This window comes from Candidatus Villigracilis affinis (assembly GCF_016705895.1).
Lineage (GTDB): Bacteria > Chloroflexota > Anaerolineae > Anaerolineales > Villigracilaceae > Villigracilis > Villigracilis affinis.
In genome coordinates this window covers 489,367-512,661 of the sequence record NZ_JADJKT010000036.1, presented here as the reverse complement: position 1 = coordinate 512,661, position 23,295 = coordinate 489,367, and the positions used below count along the sequence as shown (strand labels likewise).

The window sequence follows — 23,295 nt, the reverse complement described above, 5'->3', positions numbered from 1 at the left end:
CGGTTGGCTATGAGCGATTGGCTTGTGGCTAGATCCCAATCGCTAACAGCAAACAGCTAGGAGCTAAATTATGAAACGCGTTCACTTCATCGGCATCGGAGGTTCAGGGCTTTCCGCCATCGCACGCCTGCTCAAAGAGAGCGGCTACGATGTAACGGGCTCTGACCGCACGCTTTCGCAGTTCGCGATCGACCTGCAGAATAGCGGTGTCAGCATTTATGTGGGTCATCATCCGCGCAATGTTTCGGGCGCGGATATCGTGATCCGTTCCTCCGCCATTCCCGATGAAAATGTCGAAGTGGATGCTGCCAAACGTGCAGGCATTCCTGTTTACAAGCGTTCCGATTTCCTCGGTCAGTTAATGTCCGAGAAGACCGGTATTGCGGTGGCAGGCACACACGGCAAAACCACCACTACTGCCATGATCGCGTGGATGTTAACTGCGATGAACCGTGATCCTTCCTTCATTGTGGGAGGCACGTTGAACAACCTGAAGGTCAATGCGCGGGCGGGCAAAGGCAGCCCCTTTGTGATCGAAGCAGATGAATATGACCGCATGTTCCTGGGACTCAAACCGCATATTGCCGTGGTGACCAACCTGGAACATGACCATCCTGATTGTTATCCGACCTTTGATGACATGTATTCCGCTTTTCAAAGCTTTGTAGATCTGCTTCCCGCTGATGGCACATTGATCGTCTGTGCAGAGGATGAAGGCGCGGTCAGTTTGCTTTCTTATGCCCGCAAAAAAGGTTTAAGTGTGATCTCCTACAGCGTGCAAAGCGAGTTGACCATCAATAGTCCGCAGTGGATGCAGGCGCGCACCCCCAAACCCAATGATCGCGGCGGCTTTGATTTCGCTGCGATGACGAATATGGGCACTGATTCCGCTTCTGTTGTGAATGTCTCATTGCAAGTGCCGGGACAGCATAATGTGCGAAATGCACTGGCGGCCCTGTCTGTGGCTGCCACTCTCGGTCTGCCGCTTCAGGAAGCTGCGGATGCTTTGGGTGAATTCACCGGCACTGGACGCCGTTTTGAGATCCGCGGTGAGCAGAAGGGCGTGACCGTGATCGATGATTACGCTCATCACCCCACCGAGATCCGCGCGACACTGGCAGGTGCCAAGGCGCGTTATCCAAACCGCCGCATTTGGGCGGTCTGGCAGCCTCACACCTATTCACGCACGCAGACCCTGTTCTTTGAATTCTCCCGTGCATTCAGCGATGCGGATGAAGTGCTGGTGACCGAAATTTATGCCTCGCGTGAAGCAAAGCAGGAATTTTCCTCTGCCGAAGTGGTGGGCTCCATGCCGCATGCATCTGCGCGTTACACCGGTTCGCTGGATGATACGACGAAGTATTTATTGAAAAACCTGCGCTCTGGCGATGTTCTCCTGGTGCTTTCTGCTGGCGATGCGGACCAGATCAGCACGAACGTTTTGAAGAGTTTGTGAAATGAATATGTTGGAAAATGAAAAGCAAACCGTCCAGTTTGAGGTGATCGCGCTTCCGCCGTTGAAGATGGCACTATTCCATGCCGTGGATGAGTACCTGACGCGGGCCGCGCTTGAAACGGCCACCCGTAAACTCTCAGCAATCCCTGTGCTGGGTAATGAGAATTTGGAAAAGCAATCACTCGAAAAGATCATCGAGCATCTGGAAAAGAAGTAATAAAGAAATGGATATGACCCGATCTGCCCTCAATATTGAAATGCTGCGCCGTCAATTTGGCGATGCCGTGCAGGAGAATGTCTCGCTTGCGCCGTATACGTCTGCGCGCATTGGCGGCCCGGCGGATGTGGTGGTGACGGTTAAATCGGCAGAAGAATTTGCCAGTGCGATGAAATTCATTTGGGAAAACGATTTTCCGTATTACATCCTTGGCGGCGGGTCGAATGTGCTGGTCAGCGACCTGGGTCTGCGCGGGGTGGTGATTTTGAATCGGGCGAAGGAAGTGCGTTTCGAAAGCGGCGACCAGCCCACAGTCTGGTGTGAAGCGGGTGTTGTTTTCAGCAACCTCGCGAATCGCTGTGCATCCAAAGGTTTGGCAGGTTTGGAATGGGCGGCGACAGTCCCCGGTACGGTTGGCGGCGCGGTGTATGGAAATGCGGGCGCGTTCGGCGGAGATGTGTCGATGAATTTGATCTGGGCCGATGTGCTGACAAAAAACGGACGTGAACGAATGTCTGTTGAGCAAATGGGATATGGGTATCGCACCAGCGTTTTTAAGCGTGGTGAGATTCATGCAATAGTACTTTCGGCTTTGTTGAGATTAAAAAATTCAGCAAAAGAGGAAGTGTCTGTTAAAATCGAACAATTCAGCGAACGCCGTAAAGCCACGCAGCCGCCCGGTGCGAGCATGGGTTCAATGTTCAAGAATCCTGAAGGCGATCATGCAGGTCGTTTGATCGAAGCTGCGGGACTAAAGGGTACGCGTATCGGTAACGCTGAAATCAGCACGCTGCACGGAAATTTTTTTATCAACCACGGCGAGACCAGGGCGGATGATATTCTCGCCTTGATTCGTTTGGTGCAAAAAACTGTACGCGAAAAATTCGGCGTTCAGTTGGAGTTGGAAGTTGAGCTTGTTGGAGAATGGAACGAATAAGCGTGCAAGCGCTTAACGTGGAAACGATATGAATAAACTTCGAGTGGCAGTGTTGTTTGGTGGTCGTTCCGGTGAACATGATGTTTCACTCATGTCTGCGCGTTCCGTGCTCAATGCGCTGGATCCGGAACGCTACGAGGTGATTCAGATTGGGATCACTTTGGACGGCAACTGGCTGACCGGCGAAAACACACTGGATGCATTTGAAAAAGGAAATATCAAGGAACTTGATCGCGTTGTGCCTCCCTCGGAGCCTGCTCATCAGTCGTTGTATGTAGTGCGTTCCACAAAGCTTGGCGATAAACTCGAAACTTTGAGCGGGGTGGATGTGTTCTTCCCCGTATTGCACGGTCCTTTCGGCGAAGACGGCACGATCCAGGGTTTGCTTGAACTGGCAGATGTGGCCTATGTGGGGGCGGGTGTGGCTGGTTCATCGGTGGGCATGGACAAGGGCATCTTCAAAGATGTCATGCGCGCGAACGGCATTCCCATTGTGGATTCGATCCTTGTTCTGCGCGGCGAGATCGAGAAGGATATGAATGCGGTCATCGAAAAGGTCGAACAGATGGGCGCGTATCCGTTCTTTGCTAAACCTGCCAATCTTGGTTCTTCGGTGGGAATCAGCAAATGCAATTCACGTTCCGACCTTGGCGAAGGGTTGATGGAAGCAGCGCGCTATGACCGCCGTATTGTGGTCGAACGCGGCGTTGGAAATGTGCGCGAGATCGAAGTCAGTGTGCTGGGCAATGAGCATCCGCAGACATCTGTGTGCGGCGAAGTGCTGCCGAGTCGTGAGTTTTATTCCTATGAATCCAAATATATCGATGGCACTTCCGGGCTGCTTATCCCTGCAAACTTGCCATCGGAAATAAGCGATAAGATCCGCGAGTATGCCGCGCGTGCATACAAGGCGATTGATTGCGCCGGTATGGCGCGCGCCGATTTCTTCTTTGATAACGATATGAAAAAGATATACCTGAACGAATTGAACACACTGCCGGGCTTTACCTCCATCAGCATGTATCCGAAGTTGTGGCAGGCCACCGGCCTGACATATCCGCAGCTTGTTGACCGCTTGATCGAACTTGCATTTGAGCGCAAAGCACAGCGCGATCACACCGAACGACGGAGGGCGGCATGAGCGATCGACAGAGACCCACCCGTGCCGAGATCGCACGCCAGCGCCGTAATCAGCGCACCAGAAAAGAACTGGAACTGACCAGCAAACGTGCATTGAAACCCATGCAGTCCGTCACTTCGCGCGTGCCTGAAATCGTTGTGGCTCCCAAGACCCGCCAGGCCGCACCGCGCCGCCGATTTAATATCGCGCTGGGATTGCCGGAGATCCACCTGCACAAGCCCCAGTTTCGTATACCTCAGTTTCGCATGCCGCGCATCCGCCCGAGTTGGCGGTTGACCTCTTTCCTTATCATCGTATTTTTTGGCGCGGCAATCTATTTTTCGTTGACCCTGCCTTATTTCCACGTGCCGAACATCACCCTGCTGGGCGGCGGACGCTTGAGCCGTGAAGAGATCGAAGCAGTGCTTGGCGTGAACGGCCAATCTATTTTTACGGTTCAACCTGATGAAATGGAAATCCGCCTGCGTATGAATTATCCGGAATTGGCTTCAGTGGATGTCAATGCTTATTTGCCGAACCATGTTTACATTACAGTAGTAGAGCGTGAGCCTGTCATCCTGTGGCAGCAAGGCGGTGGATTTACATGGATCGACGCAGCCGGTGTGGCATTTCGTCCGCGTGGCGCTGTATCGACTCTTGTCCCTGTGAACGGTCTTTCCACGCCGCCAGCTGGTCTGGCCACATCTGACGATCCGCTTAGCCCGATGCCGTACATATCAAAGGAATTGGTGGAAGCGATCCTCATTCTTGCTCCGAATGTGCCCGCCGGTTCAACGATGTTTTACGATGCGGCCAATGGACTCGGTTGGGAAGACAGCCGCGGCTGGAAGGCATATTTCGGCACGAGTGCCAATGACATGCCGTTGAAGGTACGCGTGTATCAATCCCTCGTTGCTTCCCTTGAGGGCCGTGGAAAGGTTCCAGTATTTATCAGTGTTGTATATCCCGATGCACCTTTTTATCGAATGGCTGATTTTGAAGAGGATGCAACAGAAGTCACAACAGAAGACTTGACCGTGGAAGATGGACAATAATAAAGATGGATGAAATCGTAGTTGGCATAGATGTAGGCACAACCAAGATCTGCACCCTCGTCGGACGTGTGGAGGATGCAAAGTCCATTCGGATTCTTGGCGTGGGTATTGAACCCTCCGACGGGATCCGCAAGGGGATCATTGTCGATCTTGCTGCCGCATCGCAAGCCATTAAACGTTCGGTTGAAAAAGCGGAGAATACCTCCGGGTTGGAAATTACCACTGGATTGGTCAGCCTGGCGGGCGCGCATGTTTCATCAGTGAACAGCCGCGGCACGTCTGGCATTCCCGGCGGAATCATCGATGCAATGGATATTGCCCGCGCGCTTGAACAGGCGCAGGCGGTGGCCATTCCGCATGACCGCGAGATCGTGCATGTGATTCAGCGCGGCATGACCGTGGATGGACAGGAAGGCGTGCGGACTCCCATCGGGATGCACGGCTACAAGATCGAAGTTGAAACACACATTATCACTGCGGCTGCGGCCACGGTGGATAACCTTCGTCAATGTGTTGGCGCGGCTGGGGTTGAGATTCAGCAATTCGTCTTGAATCCGCTGGCCTCTGCTGAAGTGGTGCTGACAGAACAGGAACGTCAGATGGGTGTCGCAGTCTGCGATATCGGCGGCGGTACGACCGACCTGGCGATCTATGTGAATGGCGATGTCTGGCATACGATGGTTCTGGCCGTTGGCGGGAACCACGTCACACAGGATATCGCGCACGGCTTGCGCCTGCCAATGGCTCAGGCTGAAGATGTGAAAAAGCAACAGGGATATGCAATTCGGTCCGATATTGCGAGCGATGAATATTTCTCCATCCGCCCGTTCGGCGAAGATCATGATGTGAAGATCAATCGCCAGGACCTTGCCCACATTATCGAAGCCCGCATCGAAGAGACCTTTCGCCTGATTCTGCAGGAAGTGAAACGCTCCGGCTACGACGGATTGCTTCCCGCTGGCATGGTGTTGACCGGTGGTACATCGGCATTGCCGGGCATCAAACAGATCGCCAGTGAAGTATTGGGCATGTCGGTACGCACTGCGCAACCGGAGAATCTGACGGGTCTTGTTGACAAACTTGGTTCCCCCGCGTATTCCACAAGCGTTGGTTTACTGCGCTGGGCTACGACCATGCGCGATCACGATATGATCGTTACAAGCGGCAACAAGAATCGCCGCAGATCGAGAGGAGAAAGCTCTATGAATTTGGATTCGATCAAAAATTGGATGAAGCGGCTGCTACCCTAGTAATTGACTTTCTTCTTCAAAAAGGAAGAAGAAAAGTTTAATGAGAAGATTCACAAAGATCGTTTAAAACCTTTTAAAAATCGGCATTCTCGTTTAAGATTGGCATACCCTTGCCAGGAGGAACACATGGACTCGAACAAAAGAAATCCAAATACCGAAGCCTTCGCCCGTATCAAAGTGATCGGCGTTGGTGGTGCTGGTCAGAACGCAGTCAACCGCATGATGGAAGAAGGTATTCAGGGAGTTGAATTCATCTCCTGCAATACCGATGCGCAGGCGTTGACTCTTTCACGCGCGCCCATCCGTGTGCGCCTCGGCGACAAACTCACACGCGGGCTTGGCGCGGGCGGCGACCCTGAGATCGGCCGCAAAGCCGCGGAAGAATCTTCCGACGAACTCTACAACGTGCTCAAGGGTGCGGACATGGTCTTCGTCACGGCTGGCATGGGCGGCGGTACAGGAACAGGCGCTGCTCCTGTTGTTGCGCAGGTCGCCAAGGAATGCGGCGCACTCACCATTGGTGTTGTGACCCGTCCGTTCACCTTTGAAGGCGGAAAGCGCACCCAGTCCGCTGAGGCGGGTGTGACCAAGATGAAGGAACACGCGCACACCCTCATCTCGATCCCGAATGATCGTTTGCTCCAACTTGCAGATAAGAAATCATCCCTGCAGGATGCCTTCCGCATGGCGGATGAAGTTCTGCATCAGGGCATTCAAGGCATCTCCGAACTCATCACCATTCCTGGTTTGATCAACCTCGACTTCGCCGATGTTCGTGCGATCATGTCCGAGGGCGGCGCGGCATTGATGGCAGTAGGCCGCGGCTCAGGCGATGAACGCGCCAAGACCGCCGCCGAGCAGGCCATCTCCAGCCAGTTGCTTGATATCACCATTGACGGCGCGCGCGGCGTGCTCTTCAACGTGACCGGCGGCTCCAACATGACCCTCTTCGAGGTCAATCAGGCTGCGGCCATCATTCGCGAAACCGCGCATCCCGATGTCAACATGATCTTCGGTGCGGTTATCGATCCTGAAATGGGTGACGAGATCCGCTGTACCGTCATCGCGACCGGTTTTGAGCGCACCAGCGTTCCGCGCCGCGCCTTGGAACGCCCCGTCCGCAATGAGAAGCCTGCTGCTTCGGCTGGTTCATTGTTCACATCACGCCCGAGCGAATCGGTCAGCGTCAGCGCCGATTACAAAACCCCGAGCGAATCCAAGTCCGCGTCACAGCCTTCCATCAGCAATGACGACTTGGATATCCCGACCTTCTTGAGAAATAGAAGATAAATAATAAAGATGAGACCCTAAAGGTTTTCGAAACCTTTAGGGTCTTTTTGTTTAAAAGAATAAATGCAGCGCACCCGTCTACTTATAAATCTTCTCTCATTACCCCTGCAAATTGCAAAATGAAATCTGCACCGTAGGCTTTGCTTGGGGTTTGAAAACCAATTTTGTAATCTTCAGAAGTGATACGTTTCATGATTTCGACAGCCGTCAACGCGGTCAGATGATAGGCTTCGGGTGTGCGCAACTTCGCGCGGACCGTTTGTTTTCCGTCTGTTGCTTCGGCGATCATCAGACTGAATCCATTTTCGTTTTGGTTGCGTGAAGGACCTGTCTTGAGAAAAATTCCGATCAGCCATTTGATGAAATCTTTTGCGGTGCGGTTGTACAACAAGAATCCAAAATAACGCGTGAGGCGCATCCCATTGACCATCGCAGCGGGGAAGCCCATATACGCCGTCACATTCGGGATGCCCGTGCTGTGATACGCCGTGCTCACATCACCCCAGCCGACCGAAACCACGCGCGAAGGCCCGCGCCCAAAATCCACCTGCTTGCTGCCCCACACATTTGGAACGGAGACGATCTTTCCATCGCGGCGGATACGTCCCTGCCGCTGCATATTCTCGATGCCAGAACGGGCCGTGCCGCGTGAGACTCCGCTGCCAATACTTTTGATGTAAATTTCAAGATGGGTCGCGCTTTCAAGTTTTTTCGCAACATGCGCGATCAAACAATCCGATGGCACCACGTCAAAGCCGCCGCCGGGCAGCAGCATAATGCCTGCACGTTTTGCTTCTTCATCCATCGCGGCCAGCGCTTCAAACCCTTCGATCTCGCCGCTGATATCTACATAATGCCGTTTCGTGCGGATACATGCCTCCGCCATCTGGCGATACGTCAACACGAACGGGCCTGCGCAATGCAGCACTGCATCCACTTCCCGCAAAGCCGAGTCAAGCGCGGCTGTATCATCAATTGAAAACGCACGATATTCCAGACCGAATTTTTCAGCCTGCGCTTGCAACAATCTTTCATCACGCCCCGCAAGCAATGGCCGCATTCCCTCTTTAACAGCCTGTTCAACGATCAAACTTCCAGTATACCCATACGATCCGTAAATCAGAAATTTTTTCATGACCTCTCCGTCCATGATGGGTGTGCATATTTTTCACGGACGAGTTCTTCCGCTCTTTCGGATTCGGATGTAGACATTTCCCCGCGCTGAAAGCGGATTCCCAACTGCGTTTCAAACCCTTTAACGAGGGCTTGGGCTGCTGTTTCCCAATCAGTTTTCACGCCTAAAGTGGATTCGACAGTCGTCGCTCGTGCCAGCAATCGTTGAGCCGCATTTTCTCGCGCAGCTTCATCCCTGAAGACTAATGCCTGACAAATACGAGTCAGATCTCCCGTAAGAGGAAGCGAGCCATGTTGCAGTACGCCTTCCTTTTTTCGAGCCTGCGCCGAACCGATGAGCTTTTTTCCTTCCACAGTGATTTCATACGTGGACGGCACTTCAAAGCAGACGGGGTTAAGGTTTAAGGTTGCAGGTTCAGAGATATGTTCCTTGATTTCAACAGGCAGCCCCAACTCGCGGATGGCGAATAACAAAGCCTGCGCGAGACGGTTATAGGATTCCAGAACGCCGCCTGCCAGCACGGGTTCATCTGCACTGCCAGTGACTGAGTAAGTCAATTCATCAGTGTGCAAAATGGCCCGCCCTCCCGTCACACGGCGGACGACTTCCCAGCCGTTCGCCTTCAATCGTTCCACATCCACATCTGCAAAGGATTGCGCGTGGCCCAAAGACAGGCACGGCGGATCCCACGAATACAACCGCAGCGTAGGCAGCGATTCTCCGCGATGGATATGTTCAAGAATGGATTCGTCCACGGCCATGTTCCACGCGCCGCTGGATGGGGGAGTGTAAAGGAGACGCCAGTTCATTTGGGTTTAAAGGTTGAAAAGTTTGAAAGTCGGGTGGTTGAAACTTGTAAACATTTCAACTTGCTAACTTTCAAACTCTTGCAATATTTGATCTTCAAGTTCGGGTGAAATTGATTCCAACGGCGGGCGGACGGTCCAGCGCGGCATGTCGTGCAGTTTATGCAACAGCGCCTTCAATGTGGGTGGGAAGGGAGTGTATTTTTCGAGGGCATGCCTTTGTTTTGCAACCCGCGCCTGAATTTCAGACGGGTCTTTGCCTTCGTTATACAAATCCCAAATGTCGCGCAAATCATTTCCAATTAAATTCGCCATCGCGGTGATGGCGCCCTGTGCGTGATTCTTCAATGCGTGATGGAAGTGCGAATCCGTGCCGTTGAGCACGAGTAGGTCTTTGCCAAAGCGTTGACCAACTGCCGCTGAAAAAGCCTCATCGTGAGAGGAATCTTTGATGCCTGCAAATTGATTTGGGAACGCATCCTTCAAACGGGCGATCAAGTCAAGTGAGAATCCAATGCCCGCAGCACTGGGGATGTGATAGCCAAGTAAATATTTATTGGCTGGCACGGCTTTGGTGATCAACTCACTGAACCATTTGAACAAACCTTCGTCAGTGGCTTTGCGGAAGTAATACGGAGGCAGAACCACCACACCGTCATAACCGAGATCGAAGGCGAGCTTGGTCAATTCGATCGATTCGGAAAGGCTGGGCGTGCCTGTACCTGCCAGCAATTTGAATCCAGGCAACTGATGACGATACACGCGTACGGAACGCAGCAATACTTCACGCTCCTTTGGCGAGAAGGACGGGCCTTCGCCAGTGGTGCCGAAGAGCAACGCGCCGTGGCATCCGCTGGCGGCGAGATAACGCAAAAGAGCAGGAACCGCTTCAAGGTCCAGCGATGAATCGTGTTTACTCCCTTTGGGAGGTGCTTCGAGAAGGGGAGTTACTGCCGCAGCGTAGACTCCTGCAAGTGGGTGTAAGTCAGTCATGGATTATTTCTTTTTCTTCTTGACAAATTTTTGCGCAGCTTCCTCGGGCGGCAGCAACGGCTGTCCCTTTTCCTTGGACAAATAGTGCTGATGATCCAATGTCCATAAATAAAGGTCGCCCTCGGTCTTATCGGGGAAATTCTTCAGAATGTCGCTCTTGCGAACGACCTCGATGATCGGCAGATACACTGTATCATACCAATGTGCCACAGCTTCCTCATCAGTGACATCGCGTTGCAGATCGATCCCCATGAAATAACGATGAACGGCGATGTGTTCGAGCATGCGCTCAAAGCCATCAGGGATGGTCAGCTTGATATTCGCATCCGGGCGGATGTGATCAAGCGATGAACGTTCGAGGAAACGCACTTTGGTGCCGAGGATTTCGAGGTCTTCGGGCTGGATGTTCGGCGTAATGTTCACGCGGGTGGCACATTCGCGGATCTCAGCCTCGATAAATTCCTGCCCCTGTTCGCGCGCCACAGAAACACGGTGATGCCCATCGACAACGAAATACACTTCGCCTACTTTATAAAGAACGACAGGCGGGAGATTTACATCCTGATAAAAAGCGCGGTCGACCTTTTGCCAGCGGTTGGCAAGCTGATCTTCACGCGGAAGGAAGGCGCGGTCGAATTCATGATAACGATTCAAACTACCCGCGATCTGCTCCACACGAATGGTTTTAACTCCCCGATAAATGGGACCGCCGATGTGCAGTTTCTCCTTGACATCGTCGTAGGAGAGCAGGGTGGTGGGGCGCTGTCCCTTCAGGACGGCAATAGCCTGGTTGATAAAGGATTTGAAACGTGCCTTGCTAAAATCGGCACGCACTCGGGAATTTAATTCGTCAGACATGGTTAATGGCTCACTTCTATGGTTTTGTAGGGATAAACATTAATAATCTTTGTAAGACCAAAGTTGGCTTCAACGTTCTCAAGGTTTCTTTTGTATACATGGGTATGGCCGTGAAAATGATAACGCGGCTTTGCAATGCGGATCAGCCAGTTCAAGGCCTTCAACCCCTGATGGGCTGGATCTGAATCGTCATGGATGCCGAAGGGGGGCGAATGGCTGATGAGGATATCCAGTGCGCGGCCGTATTGGAGGCGGTTAAGCAGCAGGCGGGGCAGCATGAGCATTGCCCGATAGTAGGCGTCCGTTTGGCTGTATTGATTTATGCCATCGGGCCGGTATCGGATGCTTCCGCCAAAGCCGCCGATCAGGAACTTGTTGTGGCGCGCAGTTTCCAGGTCCAGGTTGATGCCGCCTTCGGGGCGCAGGGGATTCTGGCGCGGGTCATGCCGCGGGTCGTGATTGCCCGGCACGTAGAACATCGGCACGTTCAGCATGGTGACGAGATATTCCAGATATTCGAAGGGCATATCCCCGCAGCCGAGGATCAATTCCACATCTCGAAAGTGGCCGCTGGCTGAGAGTGTGTAGATGCGATCAAGAGCCTGGTCACTTACTGCGAGGATTTTCATAACTTCTACATTTTGCCGTAGAAAGCATTTCCCCGCAAGCCAGTTTACCGACGAAATTGCAATTTCCGGCATTTGCAATTCCATTAACCACACACTATAATCAAAGAATTCGCAGGATGAACGCAGGAGTCTTCTCTGGAAACCAGAAATATCACCTCTCCCATTGGGTCAGATTCAGGCAGTAATTCCGCCTCCCGCCAGCAGATACAATCTGGCATTACACTCGTGGATCGTTACAATATCCAGGATGTAATCGGTGTGGGAGGTATGGGATCTGTTTATCGCGCCCGTGACCTGCATTTTCCAAACGTGGTCAAGCTGGTGGCTGTGAAGGAAATGATCAACAGCGCGCCAGATCCGCTTGTGCGCCAAACCATTGTGCAAAATTTCGAGCGCGAAGCAAATTTGCTTGCCACACTTAATCATCCCGCCATCCCCCGTATTTACGATTACTTTTCCCTGGATGATCGCTCCTACCTTGTCCTGGAATTTATCCACGGTAAGGACCTTGAAGCGGTTATCGGTGATTCAAATGGTTTCCTGCCGGAAGATCAGGTGATCAGTTGGGCGGTTCAACTTTGTGATGTGCTGAACTACATCCACGGTCACAAGCCAGACCCGATCATCTTCCGCGATATGAAGCCTTCCAACGTGATGATCAATCACAATGGGGATGTGGTGCTTGTAGATTTCGGCATTGCCAAGACTTTCCAGTCCGGGCAAAAAGGGACCATGATCGGCACCGAAGGATATTCACCGCCCGAGCAATATCGTGGCGAAGCCACCCCGTTGGCAGATATCTATTCCCTTGGCGCCACCCTGCATCATGCTATTACGAGACGCGACCCGCGCCTTGAGCCGCCTTTCTCTTTTGCAGAGCGCCCCATCCGCCGTATTAACCCCAATGTTTCAATGGAATTTGAAGCCGTGGTAAATACGGCGTTGCAATATAATCCGAATGACCGCTTCTCCAGCACAGCCGCCATGAAAGATGCTTTGCTGAATGTTGCCCGCAAGACGGGAACGTTGGACAAGGTTGCTGCTGCTTTGCCGGTTTCCAGCGGTGGAGTTAAACCGCTCTGGACGTTCAAGTGCGAAGATGAGATTCGCGGCACGCCCGCTTTGCATCAGGGCATGCTGTTCATCGGCTGTTACGATAACAATCTGTATGCCTTGAACGCAGCCGACGGTCAATTTCAATGGAAGTATGCCACAGAGGGCGGCATCGTTGCCCGTCCGACCATCTATGATAATAATGTGATCTTTGGTTCAGAGGATCATCGTTTGCATGTGGTCAGTGTGCGCAGTGGCAAGGTGGTTTGGACGTATTACACCGAAGGTGAGATTTATTCCTCGCCGCGTATTGCGGATGGACATATCTTCTTCGGCTCAGATGACCAGGATATGCACGCGGTCAACGTTACCAGTGGCCGCGCAAAATGGAAATTTGCCACAGATGCGCCGATCCATTCCACACCGCTAGTGGCAAATGAAATGATATTTTTCGGCACCGAGTCTGGCGGTTTTTATGCTATTGATTTCCGCGGTGAACAGAAGTGGCGTTTTCAAAGCAAGCGCGCGGTCACATCCTCTCCGATCATCAAGGGACAGGCCGTTTATTTTTCGTCTGTGGATGGCACCCTGTACGCGCTAGATTCAAAGAACGGCTGGCCGATCTGGAAATTCCGCATGGGCAAGGGATCCATCTCCTCCCCGTCGCTTGCAGATGATTTCATCTTCGTCGGTGCGGCTGACGGCTTCATCTATTGTGTTGATACACGGAACGCCAAGGAAGTATGGCGTTTCCATACTGAAAACCAGGTGAGCGGCTCGCCCGTGATATACAAAGATTCCCTGTACTGCGGCTCCATCGATGGAAGTTTGTATTGCCTGGAATACCGCACTGGCCGTTTGCGCTGGAAGTTCGAAACACAGGCCGCTATTACAGGTTCACCGGTCGTGTTCGATGATATTGTTTATTTTGGTTCTACAGACCACCAAGTTTACGCACTGTTTGCCTAAAAGGAGTCTCTCGTGGCTGATTTTTTTCGAAAACTATTTGGTACAAAAACAACTGAGGAACCTGCGAAACCAAAGCAGGTAGATATGGCCACAACTGCGCCGCTTTCAGACCAGCAGATCAACTCCATTATTGCGAACCAATATGTGAAGTATGAAACGAAACAGGTTATCGCCAGTGTGGGCCAGTCTGTAGGGAAGCAGCGTGAGCATAACGAAGATAGTTTGCTCGCGATCACATCCACCATTTCCGGAAGCACGGAAAGCATCCCCTTTGGGTTGTACATCGTGGCCGACGGCATGGGCGGGCATCAGTTCGGTGAGGTGGCAAGCAATGCCGCCGTTCGCATTATGGGTGGCAACATTACCAAAAAATTCCATTCCTATCTTTACAACCTGCCGACTCAGGCCCTTCAAGAGTCTCTGCAAGAGGTGATGGAATCGTCGGTTATGGAAGCCCATCAATACGTTCAGAAGGAAGCGCCGGGCAGTGGCACCACAGTTACCGCCGCGCTGGTTCTCGGTCAGCAGGTGACAATCGCGCATGTGGGGGATAGTCGTGCTTATTCCATTTATCCGGATGGAAGGATCGAGCCGATCACACGCGACCATTCACTGGTCAAGCGACTGGAAGAGCTCGGACACCTCAGCAAGGATGAAGCCGCCAATTTCCCCCATCGCAACGTATTGATCCGCGCGTTGGGCCAGGGCGAATCCCTTGAAGCCGATGTCTTCACGGTTCCATTTCCGCAGGCTGGTTATCTCATGATCTGCAGCGATGGTCTTTGGGGTGTTATCAGCGAAAAAGATATCTATCGCTCGATTGCCGAAGCGCCAAATCTCCACCGTGCCTGTCAGAACATGGTTGAAGCAGCCAATTTAGCCGGTGGTCCCGATAATATTACAGTGATCCTCGTTCAAATGGTTGGATAATCATGGCCTCCAACAAGCCGGATCATTACGCCACGTTGGGTGTTTTTCGCGATGCCTCATCAGAGGAGATAAAGCACGCTTATTTTGAAGCAGCCCAGCGATTACATCCGGATAAGAATGTGGCTGCTGGTGAAACCGAGCTTTTTCTCGAGATACAACAAGCCTACGAAGTCCTCTCGAATCCCAAGCGAAAAAATTTATACGACGCCACCCTCCCCCCGGACCTCAACTTCAGCACTGTTGTAAAGCATGAAGTGACCTTTAGCCGCCCAAATCTCGTAAAGTTGGGTGAGCCGCAATTGCTTTATGCCCTCCTCGAAGTCAGTCCGCGTGAGGAAAAGGAAAGCCTGCCCACTCCTCCGCTCAACATCTGCCTTGTGCTGGATCGTTCCACTTCCATGCAAGGCGACAAGATGGACATGGTGAAGGCCACTGCCATTCAATTGCTGCGCAGCCTGCGGCAGGAAGATGTCTTCAGTGTGGTGGCTTTCAGTGATCGTGCTGAAGTGATCATCCCCGCCGCATTGAATGCAGATAAAAAGAAACAGGAAGGTCGCATTCAGATGATGCAATCATCGGGTGCGACTGAAATTTTCCAGGGGCTGAAAGCTGGCTTGGAGGAAGTCCGACGGACCGTTGACCCTTCGCGTGTGAATCATATTATCCTGCTTACCGATGGCCAGACCTACGGTGATGAACTGGATTGCTTGAAACTTGCCGAGGAAGCCGCAGCCCAGAATATTGGCATTACCGGCATGGGCATTGGCCATGAATGGAATGATATTTTCCTCGACGCCCTCGCCAGCAAAACGGGCGGCTCTTCCGCATATATTTCCAAACCCAAGGACATTCAGCATCTGCTGATCGATAAATTCAACGCTCTTATCAGCACCTATGCGGATGAAGTCCTCCTTGATTTCAAAGCACGGGAAGGTATCAAGATCAGTTATGTGTTTCGGCTTCAACCGGAAGGCGGCTCCATTGCCATTGAATCTCCGATGAAGCTCGGTCCGATCCTGCGCGATACTCCGCTGCATGTGCTGATCGAATTTATTGTCGATCCTTCAGCCTTGAAGGAAGATGATGTTTCTGTATTGAATGGCACGCTGAAGTTGTCTATCGCTGCGCGCCCTACGCCGGTTCCTCCCATTCGTGTAAATCTTAAGCGTGAAGTCCACGCCAATCCTTCCGCTGAGCCACCTCCCACCCGTATTCTGAGCGCACTTTCCCGCCTTACCTTATACCGCATGCAGGAGCGGGCTCGCAGTGCTGCAGATGCCGGTCAGTTTGATGAAGCGGCGCGTCACCTACATAACCTGGCGACCCACCTTCTTTCAAAAGGTGAGAACTCGCTTGCCAAAACCGCCCTGTTTGAAGCTGAGAATCTTGAAAAGATGCATGCCTGGAGTGCCAGCGGAACCAAGGATATTAAATATCACACCCGTGCGCTCCTCATGGGCGGTTCAAAGGAGAAAGTAAAATGATTATCTGCTCCAATTGTAAAAATACAAACATGGATGGGGCGATGTTCTGCGCGGAATGCGGCTCGCAACTGGTCGGTAAAGATACCCTCATTACCCAGAACATCTCGACAAAACAATTCGAGAAGGCCAGAGAGGAAAAACCCAGACCCGGGAGCGATTCCTATCAGCCCTTTGATGGCAGCGATGCATGGGGAAGCCTGCATTTGCTTGATACCGGGCAGGTCCTTCCGCTTTCCACGAAAAACGAATTTACCATGGGACGCATCAGCGAAGGCCAGCCCATCATGCCCGATATTGACCTTTCGCCCTATCAGGCTTACGCCGCGGGAGTATCGCGTTTACACGCGGTGATCAAGCGCGAGGCTGGACGCATCATCTTCATTGACCTCGGCTCTGCCAACGGCACCTATATCAATGGCAAACGTCTCACTCCGAACGTTGAACAGATCCTCAATCACGGCGATATTGTCGCGCTTGGAAAATTAAAACTGCAGATACTGGTCAAGAGTAATTAGGAAAGCGAGATCGATATGGCTTATACAGTGATTATTCATATTTCAGGAGAGACTTCCGTGGCAGGGGAGATTGAAGAGCTCCCAAAACCTACAGATACGATCATCCTGGTGACGAATCCGCGCCAGAAGGACGGCAAGGATCTGCATTATCTTGATAGCAATGTCACCAAGGTCATCTGGCCGCTTACCAAATTGAACTTTATCGAGATACTCGAAGGCACCGGTGAAGAGAAGATCATTAGCTTCGTGAGGGAATAAGGAATATGTCCGATTCTTTGGAACGCCGTCGTATTCTTGTTGTGGATGACGAAGAGCGCATGGTGCGCTTCATCCGCATGAATCTTGAGCATGATGGTTTTCAGGTCAGCGAAGCCTTCAACGGCAAACAGGCCATTCAAAAACTGCGCGATGTTACGCCTGACCTCATTCTGCTCGATGTGATGATGCCCGATCTGGATGGATTTGAAGTACTTGAAACTATTCGGGAGATCACAACCGTACCCGTCATCATGCTAACCGCCAAAGGCGAAGAAGACGACCGCGTGCGCGGCCTCGAAGGCGGCGCGGATGATTATGTGACCAAGCCGTTCAGCCCGCGTGAATTGGTCAGCCGTGTCAAAGCCGTTTTGCGTCGCACCGAAGGCGCCACTGGCTCAATGCACGGACTGCTCGAAATCGACAAACGCCTCAAGATCGATTTCGACCGCCGTGAGATCTGGCTGGAAGGCAAGCTCGTCAAACTTCGCCCCACTGAATACCGCCTGCTTTTCCACCTTGTTCAAAATGCAGGCTGGGTCGTTTCGCATGACCAGCTGCTTCAAAAAGTTTGGGGCTATGAGTATCGAGATGAGCCTCACTATGTCCGCCTGTATATCAACTACCTGCGCCAGAAACTTGAGAAGGATCCCGCCGACCCCAAGTACATCCTCACCGAGCGCGGTGTAGGTTACCGTTTTGTAGATTACAAGCGCGGTAAAGAGTAATCGCATGTCCGAACAAAAGCCTGACAATAAGCTCATCACCATCGCCAAAATGATCGCCATCTGCATCCTTTGCTTCGGTATCGTTTACGGCATTGTTTCACTGGTCACATTTCTGACTGTGTAAAATCTCTAATAAAACGAATACAAAACGCTTGCGTTTTTTTAACGCAAGCGTTTTAAATTAAGGGCGTACGGTAAAACCAACCAAACCTGAAGGAGGTACCTATGTCCAATTTAATTCGTTGGGAACCCGCCCGTGAAATGATGACGCTGCGAGAGGCCATGGATCGCCTCTTCGACGACGCCTTCACCCGTCCGCTCAGCATGGCTGGCAATGGCTGGGCTGTGCCTGCAGTGGATATGTACCAGACCGATAACGAGGTCGTGGTCAAGGCCGCCCTGCCTGGCATGAAGGCCGAAGACGTGCAGCTCAATGTCACAGGCGAAGTGCTCACCATCAAGGGTGAGATCAAGCAGAAGGAAGAAGTGAAGGAAAAAGCCTACCATCTGCGCGAACAGCGCTGGGGCATGTTCGAGCGTTCGGTCATTCTTCCCACTGAGGTCGTCGCCGACAAGGCCAAAGCCGATTTCGAAAACGGCATCCTCACCATCACAATTCCCAAAGCTGAAGAAGCCAAACCCAAGACCATCTCGATTAAGGCGAAGTAACCACCGCCAACCCAAAACAGGAGTCGAGCAGAATCGACTCCTGTTTTGCTTTAATGGGTGAGACGTACTTTACGCGTTATGATTAATGGATAGGAGACTCATCCACATGACTGACTCTTTTTCATCTTTACGCATCAACCCCGACCGTATGCTGGATACGTTTAACCAACTGGCTTTGATCGGCGCGACGGGTGACGGCGGTGTCAATCGGCCCACATTCAGTGAAGCGCATCTTGCTGCGCGCAAATGGTTTCGAGAACAGATCGAAGCCTCTGGCTTGGAATTTCGCACTGATGGCGCGGGGAATCATTCCGCTGTTTTAACCTGTAAACATTCAAACGCGCCAACCTTGTTGTTAGGTTCGCATCTCGACTCTGTCCCCAAAGGCGGACGATTCGACGGCGCGCTTGGCGTGATGGCGGCTCTCGAAGTGTTGAGAACTGTCAAAGAAAGCGGGATCAACTTGCGGTTAAATCTCGAAGCGATTGACTTTACAGACGAAGAAGGCACACATTTGAGTCTGTTTGGGAGCAGTGCCCTGTCCGGGCATCTTCATCCAGAAGATTTGAAAAATCCATACAGCGGGCGTGAAAATTTCACGGCAGGATTGGCGCGTTCTGGCTTGACCGAAGACGGGCTGTTTCAAGCGAAACGCGCAAAGGAATCTTTGGCGGGATATTTGGAATTGCACATTGAGCAGGGCAAGCGGCTGGAACGTGCGAAGATTGACATTGGCATTGTCTCGGCGATCGTGGGCTATGGATCGTATCGCATGAGTTATGTTGGCCGCGCCGACCATGCAGGTTCGACGACGATGGAAGATCGGCGGGATGCGGGGCAGGGCGTCGCCGCTTTTATTTTGGCGGCACGTGAAACCGTGATGCGCGATTTTCCGAATTGCGTTGCAAATGTAGGTAAGATCGAGTTTGCGCCCGGCGCTTCGAATATCGTACCCGCCCGCGCAGATTTTCTGCTTGAATTTCGTTCACCTGATGAAGATCAACTCGCAAAATTGGATGCGACTTTGATGACCCTTGCGAAAGAAAAGGCCGAACAATTTGGTTTGCAATTGATCGCAGAGCCGCTCGGAAAGCACCTGCCGAATTTGATGAGCACGGAGATTCAAGAGGCTTTCAAGAATTCATGTGATGATTTGAAATTATCAAGCACGGTGCTGGCTTCAGGCGCGATCCACGATGCGCAATCGCTGGTGGATGTTTGCCCGATCGGCATGATCTTCGTCCCCTCGGTGGATGGCGCCAGCCATGCGCCGCGCGAATTCACCAAGTGGGAAGATTGTGTGAACGGTGCGAATGTGTTGTTGCAGACGGTGTTGCGGCTGGCGGCAGGGTAAAATAGGCTTGACGGTATTTATTTGTAAAAAAGAGATAGATCTCATGAAAAACTTCGACCCAAAATACAATAACATTCCCAAAACCGAAATTCATTGCCATCTTGAAGGCGCGATCCGCACGCAGACGATCATTGACATTGCGCGTGAATATAATTTAAAACTGCCTTCGTATGATGTCCGCGAATTGGATACACATGTGAAAGTGTTCGACCAGTTGCGTGATTTGGAGGCGGTGTTGGAGGCTTTTGGAATTTTCCAAAACAGCATTACTTCGCCTGCTATTTTCGAGCGGATCAGCTGGGAGTTGTTTGAGGATTGCGCGAAGCAGAATATAAAACTATTCGAAGTGCGCTTTTCTCCCGATTGGGCTTTTCATGGTCACGATTTGGATTGGGATGCCTGTCTCGAAGGCTTGATTCGCGCTAAAGATCGCGCCGAAAAAGAATTTGATATGGCCATCGGCATCATCGCCATCACCTCACGCGGCATGGGCGCGGAGTCGTGTGTCAAAACCGTGGACTGGGCGATCCGCCATAAAGAAAATATCCATGCTGTGGATCTTGCTGATGGGGAGTTGCTTTACCCGATGAGTGATTTTGTGAAGCCAATTCTGAAGGCGAAAGAAGCAGGGTTGAAGGTAACGATTCATTCAGGAGAAGATACGCCTGCTTCGGCGGTGTGGGATACGATCCACGCGTTTCAGCCTGACCGCATCGGTCATGGCATTCACAGCATCGAAGACATGAAAGTAGTTGATCTCATCAAAGAGCGTGGCATCACGCTCGAAGTCAACCCGTGGAGCAATTACCTGACGAATTCAGTGCGGACGATTGAAGAGCATCCGCTCAAGAAGTTGTTTGATTTAGGCGTGCGTGTAACCATTAATTCGGATGACCCCGAAGTGTTGGAGACGAATGTCAACAACGAATATCGAATTGCTCATGAAATCCTCGGCATGAGCATGGATGATATTGCGACTTGCAATCGTTTTGCGTTTGAATCTTCTTTTGTCGATGAAAAGGTCAAGCAAAGGATTTGGCAGAAATATTTTTTGTAGAATTGGTACGCAAGGAAAATAAAAACAGGTCAGGCTTTGCGCCTGACCTGTTTTTATTTGGCTATTCTTCTCTTCGTCTTTCATGAGCGGGATTATTTCTGTAGCGACTTTCCTTGTTTCGATACATTGCTTCATCAGCGCGGATAAGAGTCTTTTCAAGTGCCTCGTTCGTTTTGCGGGTTGCACTGCCCATTGAGAATCTTAGCTCCGGACCCTGATAGTAGCGATTGTTAAGGGCGATCAAAGCGGGCATGCGATCAATGAATTCCTGCGGGGATTCCTGGTTTTTCAAGATGGCGACAAATTCATCGCCGCCGATGCGTGCGACGGTGGCCTTGTCTGTGAATGCGGTTTTTAGCACCTCGGCGGCGCGGCGTATCAGGTTGTCTCCTGCCTGATGCCCGAGGGTATCGTTGATTTGTTTCAGTCCGTCGAGATCGATCATCACAAAACTGACTTCGCTTCCGTGGGCAGCAAGCTGTAAGATTTCATCTTCGAAAAAGGCTCGGTTATACAGCCCGGTCATCACATCGTGGGTGCCGAGGTAGCGCATGTAATCTTCCGCTTTTTTGCGCGCGGTAATATCCTGAATGGCGACCAACACCCATGAGAAATCCTCCTCGTGCCCGGGCATGAGCCGCCAATCGAGGTGGATGTTGAACGGTTCGCCGGATAGGGAATAATTGATGCCTTCGTGATCGTATATGGTCTTTCCGCTCCACATGTCGAGCAATTCGCCGATGAAGTGCTTTCCCATTTCATCACGAAAGACACGGTCAAGATTGGAGAGCAAGGCATCCTTTGATTCTGCTCCGTAGAGTTCGAGCGTTTTCAGGTTGACATCTGTAACGGCGATCTTGCTCATAAATTGGTTGACCAGCTCCGGGTTCCGAAGGAGATGCGTTTTTAGATCGGTGATTCCCTGTGCGCGCAGCGTGTCGAACATCTCGCGGATGCCGCGATAATCCTCCTCCCAAAGCGAGATGGGTGCATATGTGAACAGGTTTTGAAAGCGCTTTTCCGCCTTTTTGAGCAGGGTGATATCTTCGATGGCGACCATTACACATTCCCACATCTCGCAGCATTCCGGCAGGATCTGCCAGCGCAGACGGATGTTGAGCGGTTCGTTTTGCAGGGTGTAGTTGATGCCTTCACCCGACCAGCTGGTGTCGCCGTTCCAAAGTGCCAGCAATTCGGTGTGAAAGTGGTGCCGCATTTCATCGCGGAAGATCTTGCCGAGGTTTTCGGTCAGTTCCTCCACCGAGCTTGCGCCGAACATCTCCAGTGTCTTGAGGTTCACGCGCGTGACCTTGATCCTGGTCATGCAGGCTTCCACATCCTCGGGGTGGCGGGTGAGGTGCTCATTCAGGTCTATCACGCCGCGCTCGCGCAATTGGTCAAAGAACAGCTTGATTCCGCTGTAGTCCTCCTCCCATAATGAGATTGGCGCGTACTCGAACAGACTTTTATAATGTTCGACCTGAATTGGCATGGCAGCCTCCTGTGGATGACTTGATTATACAAAAGAAAACGATTAAAACTCAAATTGACCGAATCAGAAGCATTGGTGTATAATTCCGCGCCACTAACTCACAGACAACTCCCCCGTGGGATTTGCAATCATCTTTACATAAGGAAGTATTTCGAATGGTAAAAAGAACATACCAACCCAAGATCCGCCGTCGCGTGCGTGTGCACGGTTTTCGCTCGCGTATGGCCACTGCTGACGGACGCGCAGTTCTCAAGCGTCGCCGCCTTAAGGGCCGCTACAAACTCACCGTCAAAGCCAATGAGCATGTAAAGAAGACTCGTTGGTAGGCATTTGCGTTTTTTAGGGCGCATAGATTCATATTGAGGCACGGGTGCAGAGCAAATTTCGCCTGTCCCGATCTGAAGATTTCAAGCGGGTGCGGCGAATTGGCAAGTCCTATGCCCACCCGCTTGTTGTGTTGGTTGCGCTGGTCAGTGACCCTGCCATTCGCCACGTGCGCGTGGGTGTTGCGGCGGGCAAAACGACTGGGACTGCCGTCCATCGCAACCGGGCCAAACGACTCTTGCGCGAGGCCATGCGCCCCATGCTGGCCTCCCTCGCTTCCGGCTGGGACCTTGTGCTGATCGCCAGACCCGCACTTGTGACCGCCACTTTGGAAGATACCCGTTCTGCCCTGCTTGCCCTCCTCCAGCGCGCAAAAATTATTCCTGCGGATGAACCCTGAAGAAGAATTCCATTTACATGATTACTCCCATGAGCCGCGTTTGCGGGACATGCCGCGTAATCTGGCAAACTGGCCGCGCATTGCCGTGCTGGCCTTGATTCGTTTATATCAAATGGCAATTTCTCCGGGCCTGCCCGCAAACACCTGCCGCTTTTATCCATCCTGCTCTCATTATGGCTATCAAGCCGTTTATAAACATGGCGCGTTGAAAGGTTCGCTGATGGCAGCCTGGCGCGTTTTACGCTGCAACCCGTTCAACCCGGGTGGATACGATCCCGTTCCCTGATCATTCCCATTTCAATATCCCCGGGTTGTTGCG

The 23,295-nt window shown here is 52.0% G+C and carries 24 protein-coding genes and 1 pseudogene; 19 read left to right on the top strand and 6 right to left on the bottom strand.

Annotated features, from left to right (window positions below; translation table 11 throughout):
- Positions 1-70 precede the first annotated feature (70 nt).
- The 7 genes from murC to ftsZ all read left to right on the top strand — a co-directional run bounded on the left by murC (position 71) and on the right by ftsZ (position 7,325).
- Complete coding sequence (gene murC, locus IPI86_RS17610; protein ID WP_345299317.1) at positions 71-1,456, top strand: UDP-N-acetylmuramate--L-alanine ligase; 1,386 nt, start codon at positions 71-73, stop codon at positions 1,454-1,456.
- A gap of 1 nt (position 1,457) precedes the next feature.
- Positions 1,458-1,673: a hypothetical protein gene (locus tag IPI86_RS17605; protein ID WP_345299316.1), complete on the top strand. Its 216-nt coding sequence runs from the start codon at positions 1,458-1,460 to the stop codon at positions 1,671-1,673.
- 13 nt (positions 1,674-1,686) lie between these two features.
- Entirely contained in the window at positions 1,687-2,610 is a 924-nt protein-coding gene (gene murB, locus IPI86_RS17600; protein WP_345299315.1) for a UDP-N-acetylmuramate dehydrogenase, read from the top strand.
- Positions 2,611-2,638: 28 nt separating this feature from the next.
- Positions 2,639-3,751: a D-alanine--D-alanine ligase family protein gene (locus IPI86_RS17595; RefSeq protein ID WP_345299314.1), complete on the top strand. Its 1,113-nt coding sequence runs from the start codon at positions 2,639-2,641 to the stop codon at positions 3,749-3,751.
- Positions 3,748-4,785, top strand: a complete 1,038-nt coding sequence (locus tag IPI86_RS17590; protein ID WP_345299313.1) for an FtsQ-type POTRA domain-containing protein — start codon at positions 3,748-3,750, stop codon at positions 4,783-4,785. The genes IPI86_RS17595 and IPI86_RS17590 overlap by 4 nt, the downstream gene beginning before the upstream one ends.
- 5 nt (positions 4,786-4,790) lie before the next feature.
- Positions 4,791-6,035 carry a cell division protein FtsA gene (gene ftsA, locus IPI86_RS17585; protein ID WP_345299312.1) on the top strand — a complete coding sequence of 415 codons (1,245 nt, stop codon included), beginning with the start codon at positions 4,791-4,793 and terminating at the stop codon, positions 6,033-6,035.
- Positions 6,036-6,161: 126 nt separating this feature from the next.
- Entirely contained in the window at positions 6,162-7,325 is a 1,164-nt protein-coding gene (ftsZ, locus tag IPI86_RS17580; RefSeq protein ID WP_345299311.1) for a cell division protein FtsZ, read from the top strand.
- 82 nt (positions 7,326-7,407) lie between these two features.
- Here the strand turns inward: ftsZ and IPI86_RS17575 are convergent, their stop codons facing one another.
- From IPI86_RS17575 to IPI86_RS17555, 5 genes are all read right to left on the bottom strand, one after another.
- Positions 7,408-8,460: a saccharopine dehydrogenase NADP-binding domain-containing protein gene (locus IPI86_RS17575; RefSeq protein ID WP_345299310.1), complete on the bottom strand. Its 1,053-nt coding sequence runs from the start codon at positions 8,458-8,460 to the stop codon at positions 7,408-7,410.
- On the bottom strand, positions 8,457-9,269 hold the full coding sequence (locus IPI86_RS17570; protein WP_345299309.1) for a lipoate--protein ligase family protein: 813 nt from the start codon (positions 9,267-9,269) through the stop codon (positions 8,457-8,459). The genes IPI86_RS17575 and IPI86_RS17570 overlap by 4 nt, the downstream gene beginning before the upstream one ends.
- A gap of 63 nt (positions 9,270-9,332) precedes the next feature.
- Positions 9,333-10,259, bottom strand: a complete 927-nt coding sequence (locus IPI86_RS17565) for a dihydrodipicolinate synthase family protein (protein ID WP_345299308.1) — start codon at positions 10,257-10,259, stop codon at positions 9,333-9,335.
- A gap of 3 nt (positions 10,260-10,262) precedes the next feature.
- The gene (locus IPI86_RS17560) at positions 10,263-11,117 is read right to left on the bottom strand and encodes a hypothetical protein (RefSeq protein ID WP_345299307.1); all 855 of its coding nucleotides are present in this window, start codon (positions 11,115-11,117) and stop codon (positions 10,263-10,265) included.
- A gap of 2 nt (positions 11,118-11,119) precedes the next feature.
- On the bottom strand, positions 11,120-11,746 hold the full coding sequence (locus IPI86_RS17555; protein WP_345299306.1) for a metallophosphoesterase: 627 nt from the start codon (positions 11,744-11,746) through the stop codon (positions 11,120-11,122).
- A 225-nt stretch (positions 11,747-11,971) separates the two neighbouring features.
- Between IPI86_RS17555 and IPI86_RS17550 the strand changes: the two genes are divergently transcribed.
- The 9 genes from IPI86_RS17550 (at position 11,972) to add (ending at position 20,760) form a co-directional block, all read left to right on the top strand.
- Positions 11,972-13,768 (top strand): serine/threonine-protein kinase, encoded by a 1,797-nt coding sequence (locus IPI86_RS17550; protein ID WP_345299305.1) that lies wholly within the window; start codon positions 11,972-11,974, stop codon positions 13,766-13,768.
- An 84-nt stretch (positions 13,769-13,852) separates the two neighbouring features.
- Positions 13,853-14,698, top strand: coding sequence for a protein phosphatase 2C domain-containing protein (locus tag IPI86_RS17545; RefSeq protein ID WP_345299304.1), 846 nt, complete (start codon positions 13,853-13,855; stop codon positions 14,696-14,698).
- A gap of 2 nt (positions 14,699-14,700) precedes the next feature.
- A complete protein-coding gene (locus IPI86_RS17540) occupies positions 14,701-16,182 on the top strand; it encodes a VWA domain-containing protein (protein ID WP_345299303.1) in 1,482 nt (493 codons plus the stop codon).
- A complete protein-coding gene (locus IPI86_RS17535) occupies positions 16,179-16,697 on the top strand; it encodes an FHA domain-containing protein (RefSeq protein ID WP_345299302.1) in 519 nt (172 codons plus the stop codon). The genes IPI86_RS17540 and IPI86_RS17535 overlap by 4 nt, the downstream gene beginning before the upstream one ends.
- 15 nt (positions 16,698-16,712) lie before the next feature.
- On the top strand, positions 16,713-16,955 hold the full coding sequence (locus tag IPI86_RS17530; RefSeq protein WP_345299301.1) for a hypothetical protein: 243 nt from the start codon (positions 16,713-16,715) through the stop codon (positions 16,953-16,955).
- 5 nt (positions 16,956-16,960) lie between these two features.
- Positions 16,961-17,680, top strand: coding sequence for a response regulator transcription factor (locus IPI86_RS17525; protein WP_345299300.1), 720 nt, complete (start codon positions 16,961-16,963; stop codon positions 17,678-17,680).
- A gap of 225 nt (positions 17,681-17,905) precedes the next feature.
- A complete protein-coding gene (locus IPI86_RS17520) occupies positions 17,906-18,349 on the top strand; it encodes an Hsp20/alpha crystallin family protein (protein ID WP_345299299.1) in 444 nt (147 codons plus the stop codon).
- Between the two features lie 106 nt (positions 18,350-18,455).
- Entirely contained in the window at positions 18,456-19,703 is a 1,248-nt protein-coding gene (locus IPI86_RS17515; RefSeq protein ID WP_345299298.1) for a Zn-dependent hydrolase, read from the top strand.
- A 43-nt stretch (positions 19,704-19,746) separates the two neighbouring features.
- On the top strand, positions 19,747-20,760 hold the full coding sequence (gene add, locus IPI86_RS17510; protein ID WP_345299297.1) for an adenosine deaminase: 1,014 nt from the start codon (positions 19,747-19,749) through the stop codon (positions 20,758-20,760).
- 61 nt (positions 20,761-20,821) lie between these two features.
- On the opposite strand, the gene IPI86_RS17505 is transcribed toward add, so the two are convergent.
- A complete protein-coding gene (locus IPI86_RS17505) occupies positions 20,822-22,252 on the bottom strand; it encodes a GGDEF domain-containing protein (RefSeq protein WP_345299296.1) in 1,431 nt (476 codons plus the stop codon).
- Positions 22,253-22,407: 155 nt separating this feature from the next.
- Here IPI86_RS17505 and rpmH point away from each other — a divergent pair, with 155 nt between their 5' ends.
- The 3 genes and pseudogenes from rpmH to yidD all read left to right on the top strand — a co-directional run.
- Positions 22,408-22,578, top strand: coding sequence for a 50S ribosomal protein L34 (gene rpmH / locus IPI86_RS17500; RefSeq protein ID WP_345299295.1), 171 nt, complete (start codon positions 22,408-22,410; stop codon positions 22,576-22,578).
- Between the two features lie 44 nt (positions 22,579-22,622).
- Positions 22,623-22,976 carry a ribonuclease P protein component gene (gene rnpA, locus IPI86_RS17495; protein ID WP_345299294.1) on the top strand — a complete coding sequence of 118 codons (354 nt, stop codon included), beginning with the start codon at positions 22,623-22,625 and terminating at the stop codon, positions 22,974-22,976.
- A gap of 49 nt (positions 22,977-23,025) precedes the next feature.
- A pseudogene (gene yidD / locus IPI86_RS17490) lies at positions 23,026-23,259 on the top strand (membrane protein insertion efficiency factor YidD); the annotation flags it as partial.
- Positions 23,260-23,295 lie beyond the last annotated feature (36 nt).

What these genes read in the sequence shown, in the direction of transcription:
- murC (WP_345299317.1), top strand. Translation starts at nt 71, where the DNA reads ATGAAACGCGTTCACTTCATCGGCATCGGAGGTTCAGGGCTTTCCGCC.
- IPI86_RS17605 (WP_345299316.1), top strand. Translation starts at nt 1,458, where the DNA reads ATGAATATGTTGGAAAATGAAAAGCAAACCGTCCAGTTTGAGGTGATC.
- murB (WP_345299315.1), top strand. Translation starts at nt 1,687, where the DNA reads ATGACCCGATCTGCCCTCAATATTGAAATGCTGCGCCGTCAATTTGGC.
- IPI86_RS17595 (WP_345299314.1), top strand. Translation starts at nt 2,639, where the DNA reads ATGAATAAACTTCGAGTGGCAGTGTTGTTTGGTGGTCGTTCCGGTGAA.
- IPI86_RS17590 (WP_345299313.1), top strand. Translation starts at nt 3,748, where the DNA reads ATGAGCGATCGACAGAGACCCACCCGTGCCGAGATCGCACGCCAGCGC.
- ftsA (WP_345299312.1), top strand. Translation starts at nt 4,791, where the DNA reads ATGGATGAAATCGTAGTTGGCATAGATGTAGGCACAACCAAGATCTGC.
- ftsZ (WP_345299311.1), top strand. Translation starts at nt 6,162, where the DNA reads ATGGACTCGAACAAAAGAAATCCAAATACCGAAGCCTTCGCCCGTATC.
- IPI86_RS17575 (WP_345299310.1), bottom strand. Translation starts at nt 8,460, where the DNA reads ATGAAAAAATTTCTGATTTACGGATCGTATGGGTATACTGGAAGTTTG.
- IPI86_RS17570 (WP_345299309.1), bottom strand. Translation starts at nt 9,269, where the DNA reads ATGAACTGGCGTCTCCTTTACACTCCCCCATCCAGCGGCGCGTGGAAC.
- IPI86_RS17565 (WP_345299308.1), bottom strand. Translation starts at nt 10,259, where the DNA reads ATGACTGACTTACACCCACTTGCAGGAGTCTACGCTGCGGCAGTAACT.
- IPI86_RS17560 (WP_345299307.1), bottom strand. Translation starts at nt 11,117, where the DNA reads ATGTCTGACGAATTAAATTCCCGAGTGCGTGCCGATTTTAGCAAGGCA.
- IPI86_RS17555 (WP_345299306.1), bottom strand. Translation starts at nt 11,746, where the DNA reads ATGAAAATCCTCGCAGTAAGTGACCAGGCTCTTGATCGCATCTACACA.
- IPI86_RS17545 (WP_345299304.1), top strand. Translation starts at nt 13,853, where the DNA reads ATGGCCACAACTGCGCCGCTTTCAGACCAGCAGATCAACTCCATTATT.
- IPI86_RS17540 (WP_345299303.1), top strand. Translation starts at nt 14,701, where the DNA reads ATGGCCTCCAACAAGCCGGATCATTACGCCACGTTGGGTGTTTTTCGC.
- IPI86_RS17535 (WP_345299302.1), top strand. Translation starts at nt 16,179, where the DNA reads ATGATTATCTGCTCCAATTGTAAAAATACAAACATGGATGGGGCGATG.
- IPI86_RS17530 (WP_345299301.1), top strand. Translation starts at nt 16,713, where the DNA reads ATGGCTTATACAGTGATTATTCATATTTCAGGAGAGACTTCCGTGGCA.
- IPI86_RS17525 (WP_345299300.1), top strand. Translation starts at nt 16,961, where the DNA reads ATGTCCGATTCTTTGGAACGCCGTCGTATTCTTGTTGTGGATGACGAA.
- IPI86_RS17520 (WP_345299299.1), top strand. Translation starts at nt 17,906, where the DNA reads ATGTCCAATTTAATTCGTTGGGAACCCGCCCGTGAAATGATGACGCTG.
- IPI86_RS17515 (WP_345299298.1), top strand. Translation starts at nt 18,456, where the DNA reads ATGACTGACTCTTTTTCATCTTTACGCATCAACCCCGACCGTATGCTG.
- add (WP_345299297.1), top strand. Translation starts at nt 19,747, where the DNA reads ATGAAAAACTTCGACCCAAAATACAATAACATTCCCAAAACCGAAATT.
- IPI86_RS17505 (WP_345299296.1), bottom strand. Translation starts at nt 22,252, where the DNA reads ATGCCAATTCAGGTCGAACATTATAAAAGTCTGTTCGAGTACGCGCCA.
- rpmH (WP_345299295.1), top strand. Translation starts at nt 22,408, where the DNA reads ATGGTAAAAAGAACATACCAACCCAAGATCCGCCGTCGCGTGCGTGTG.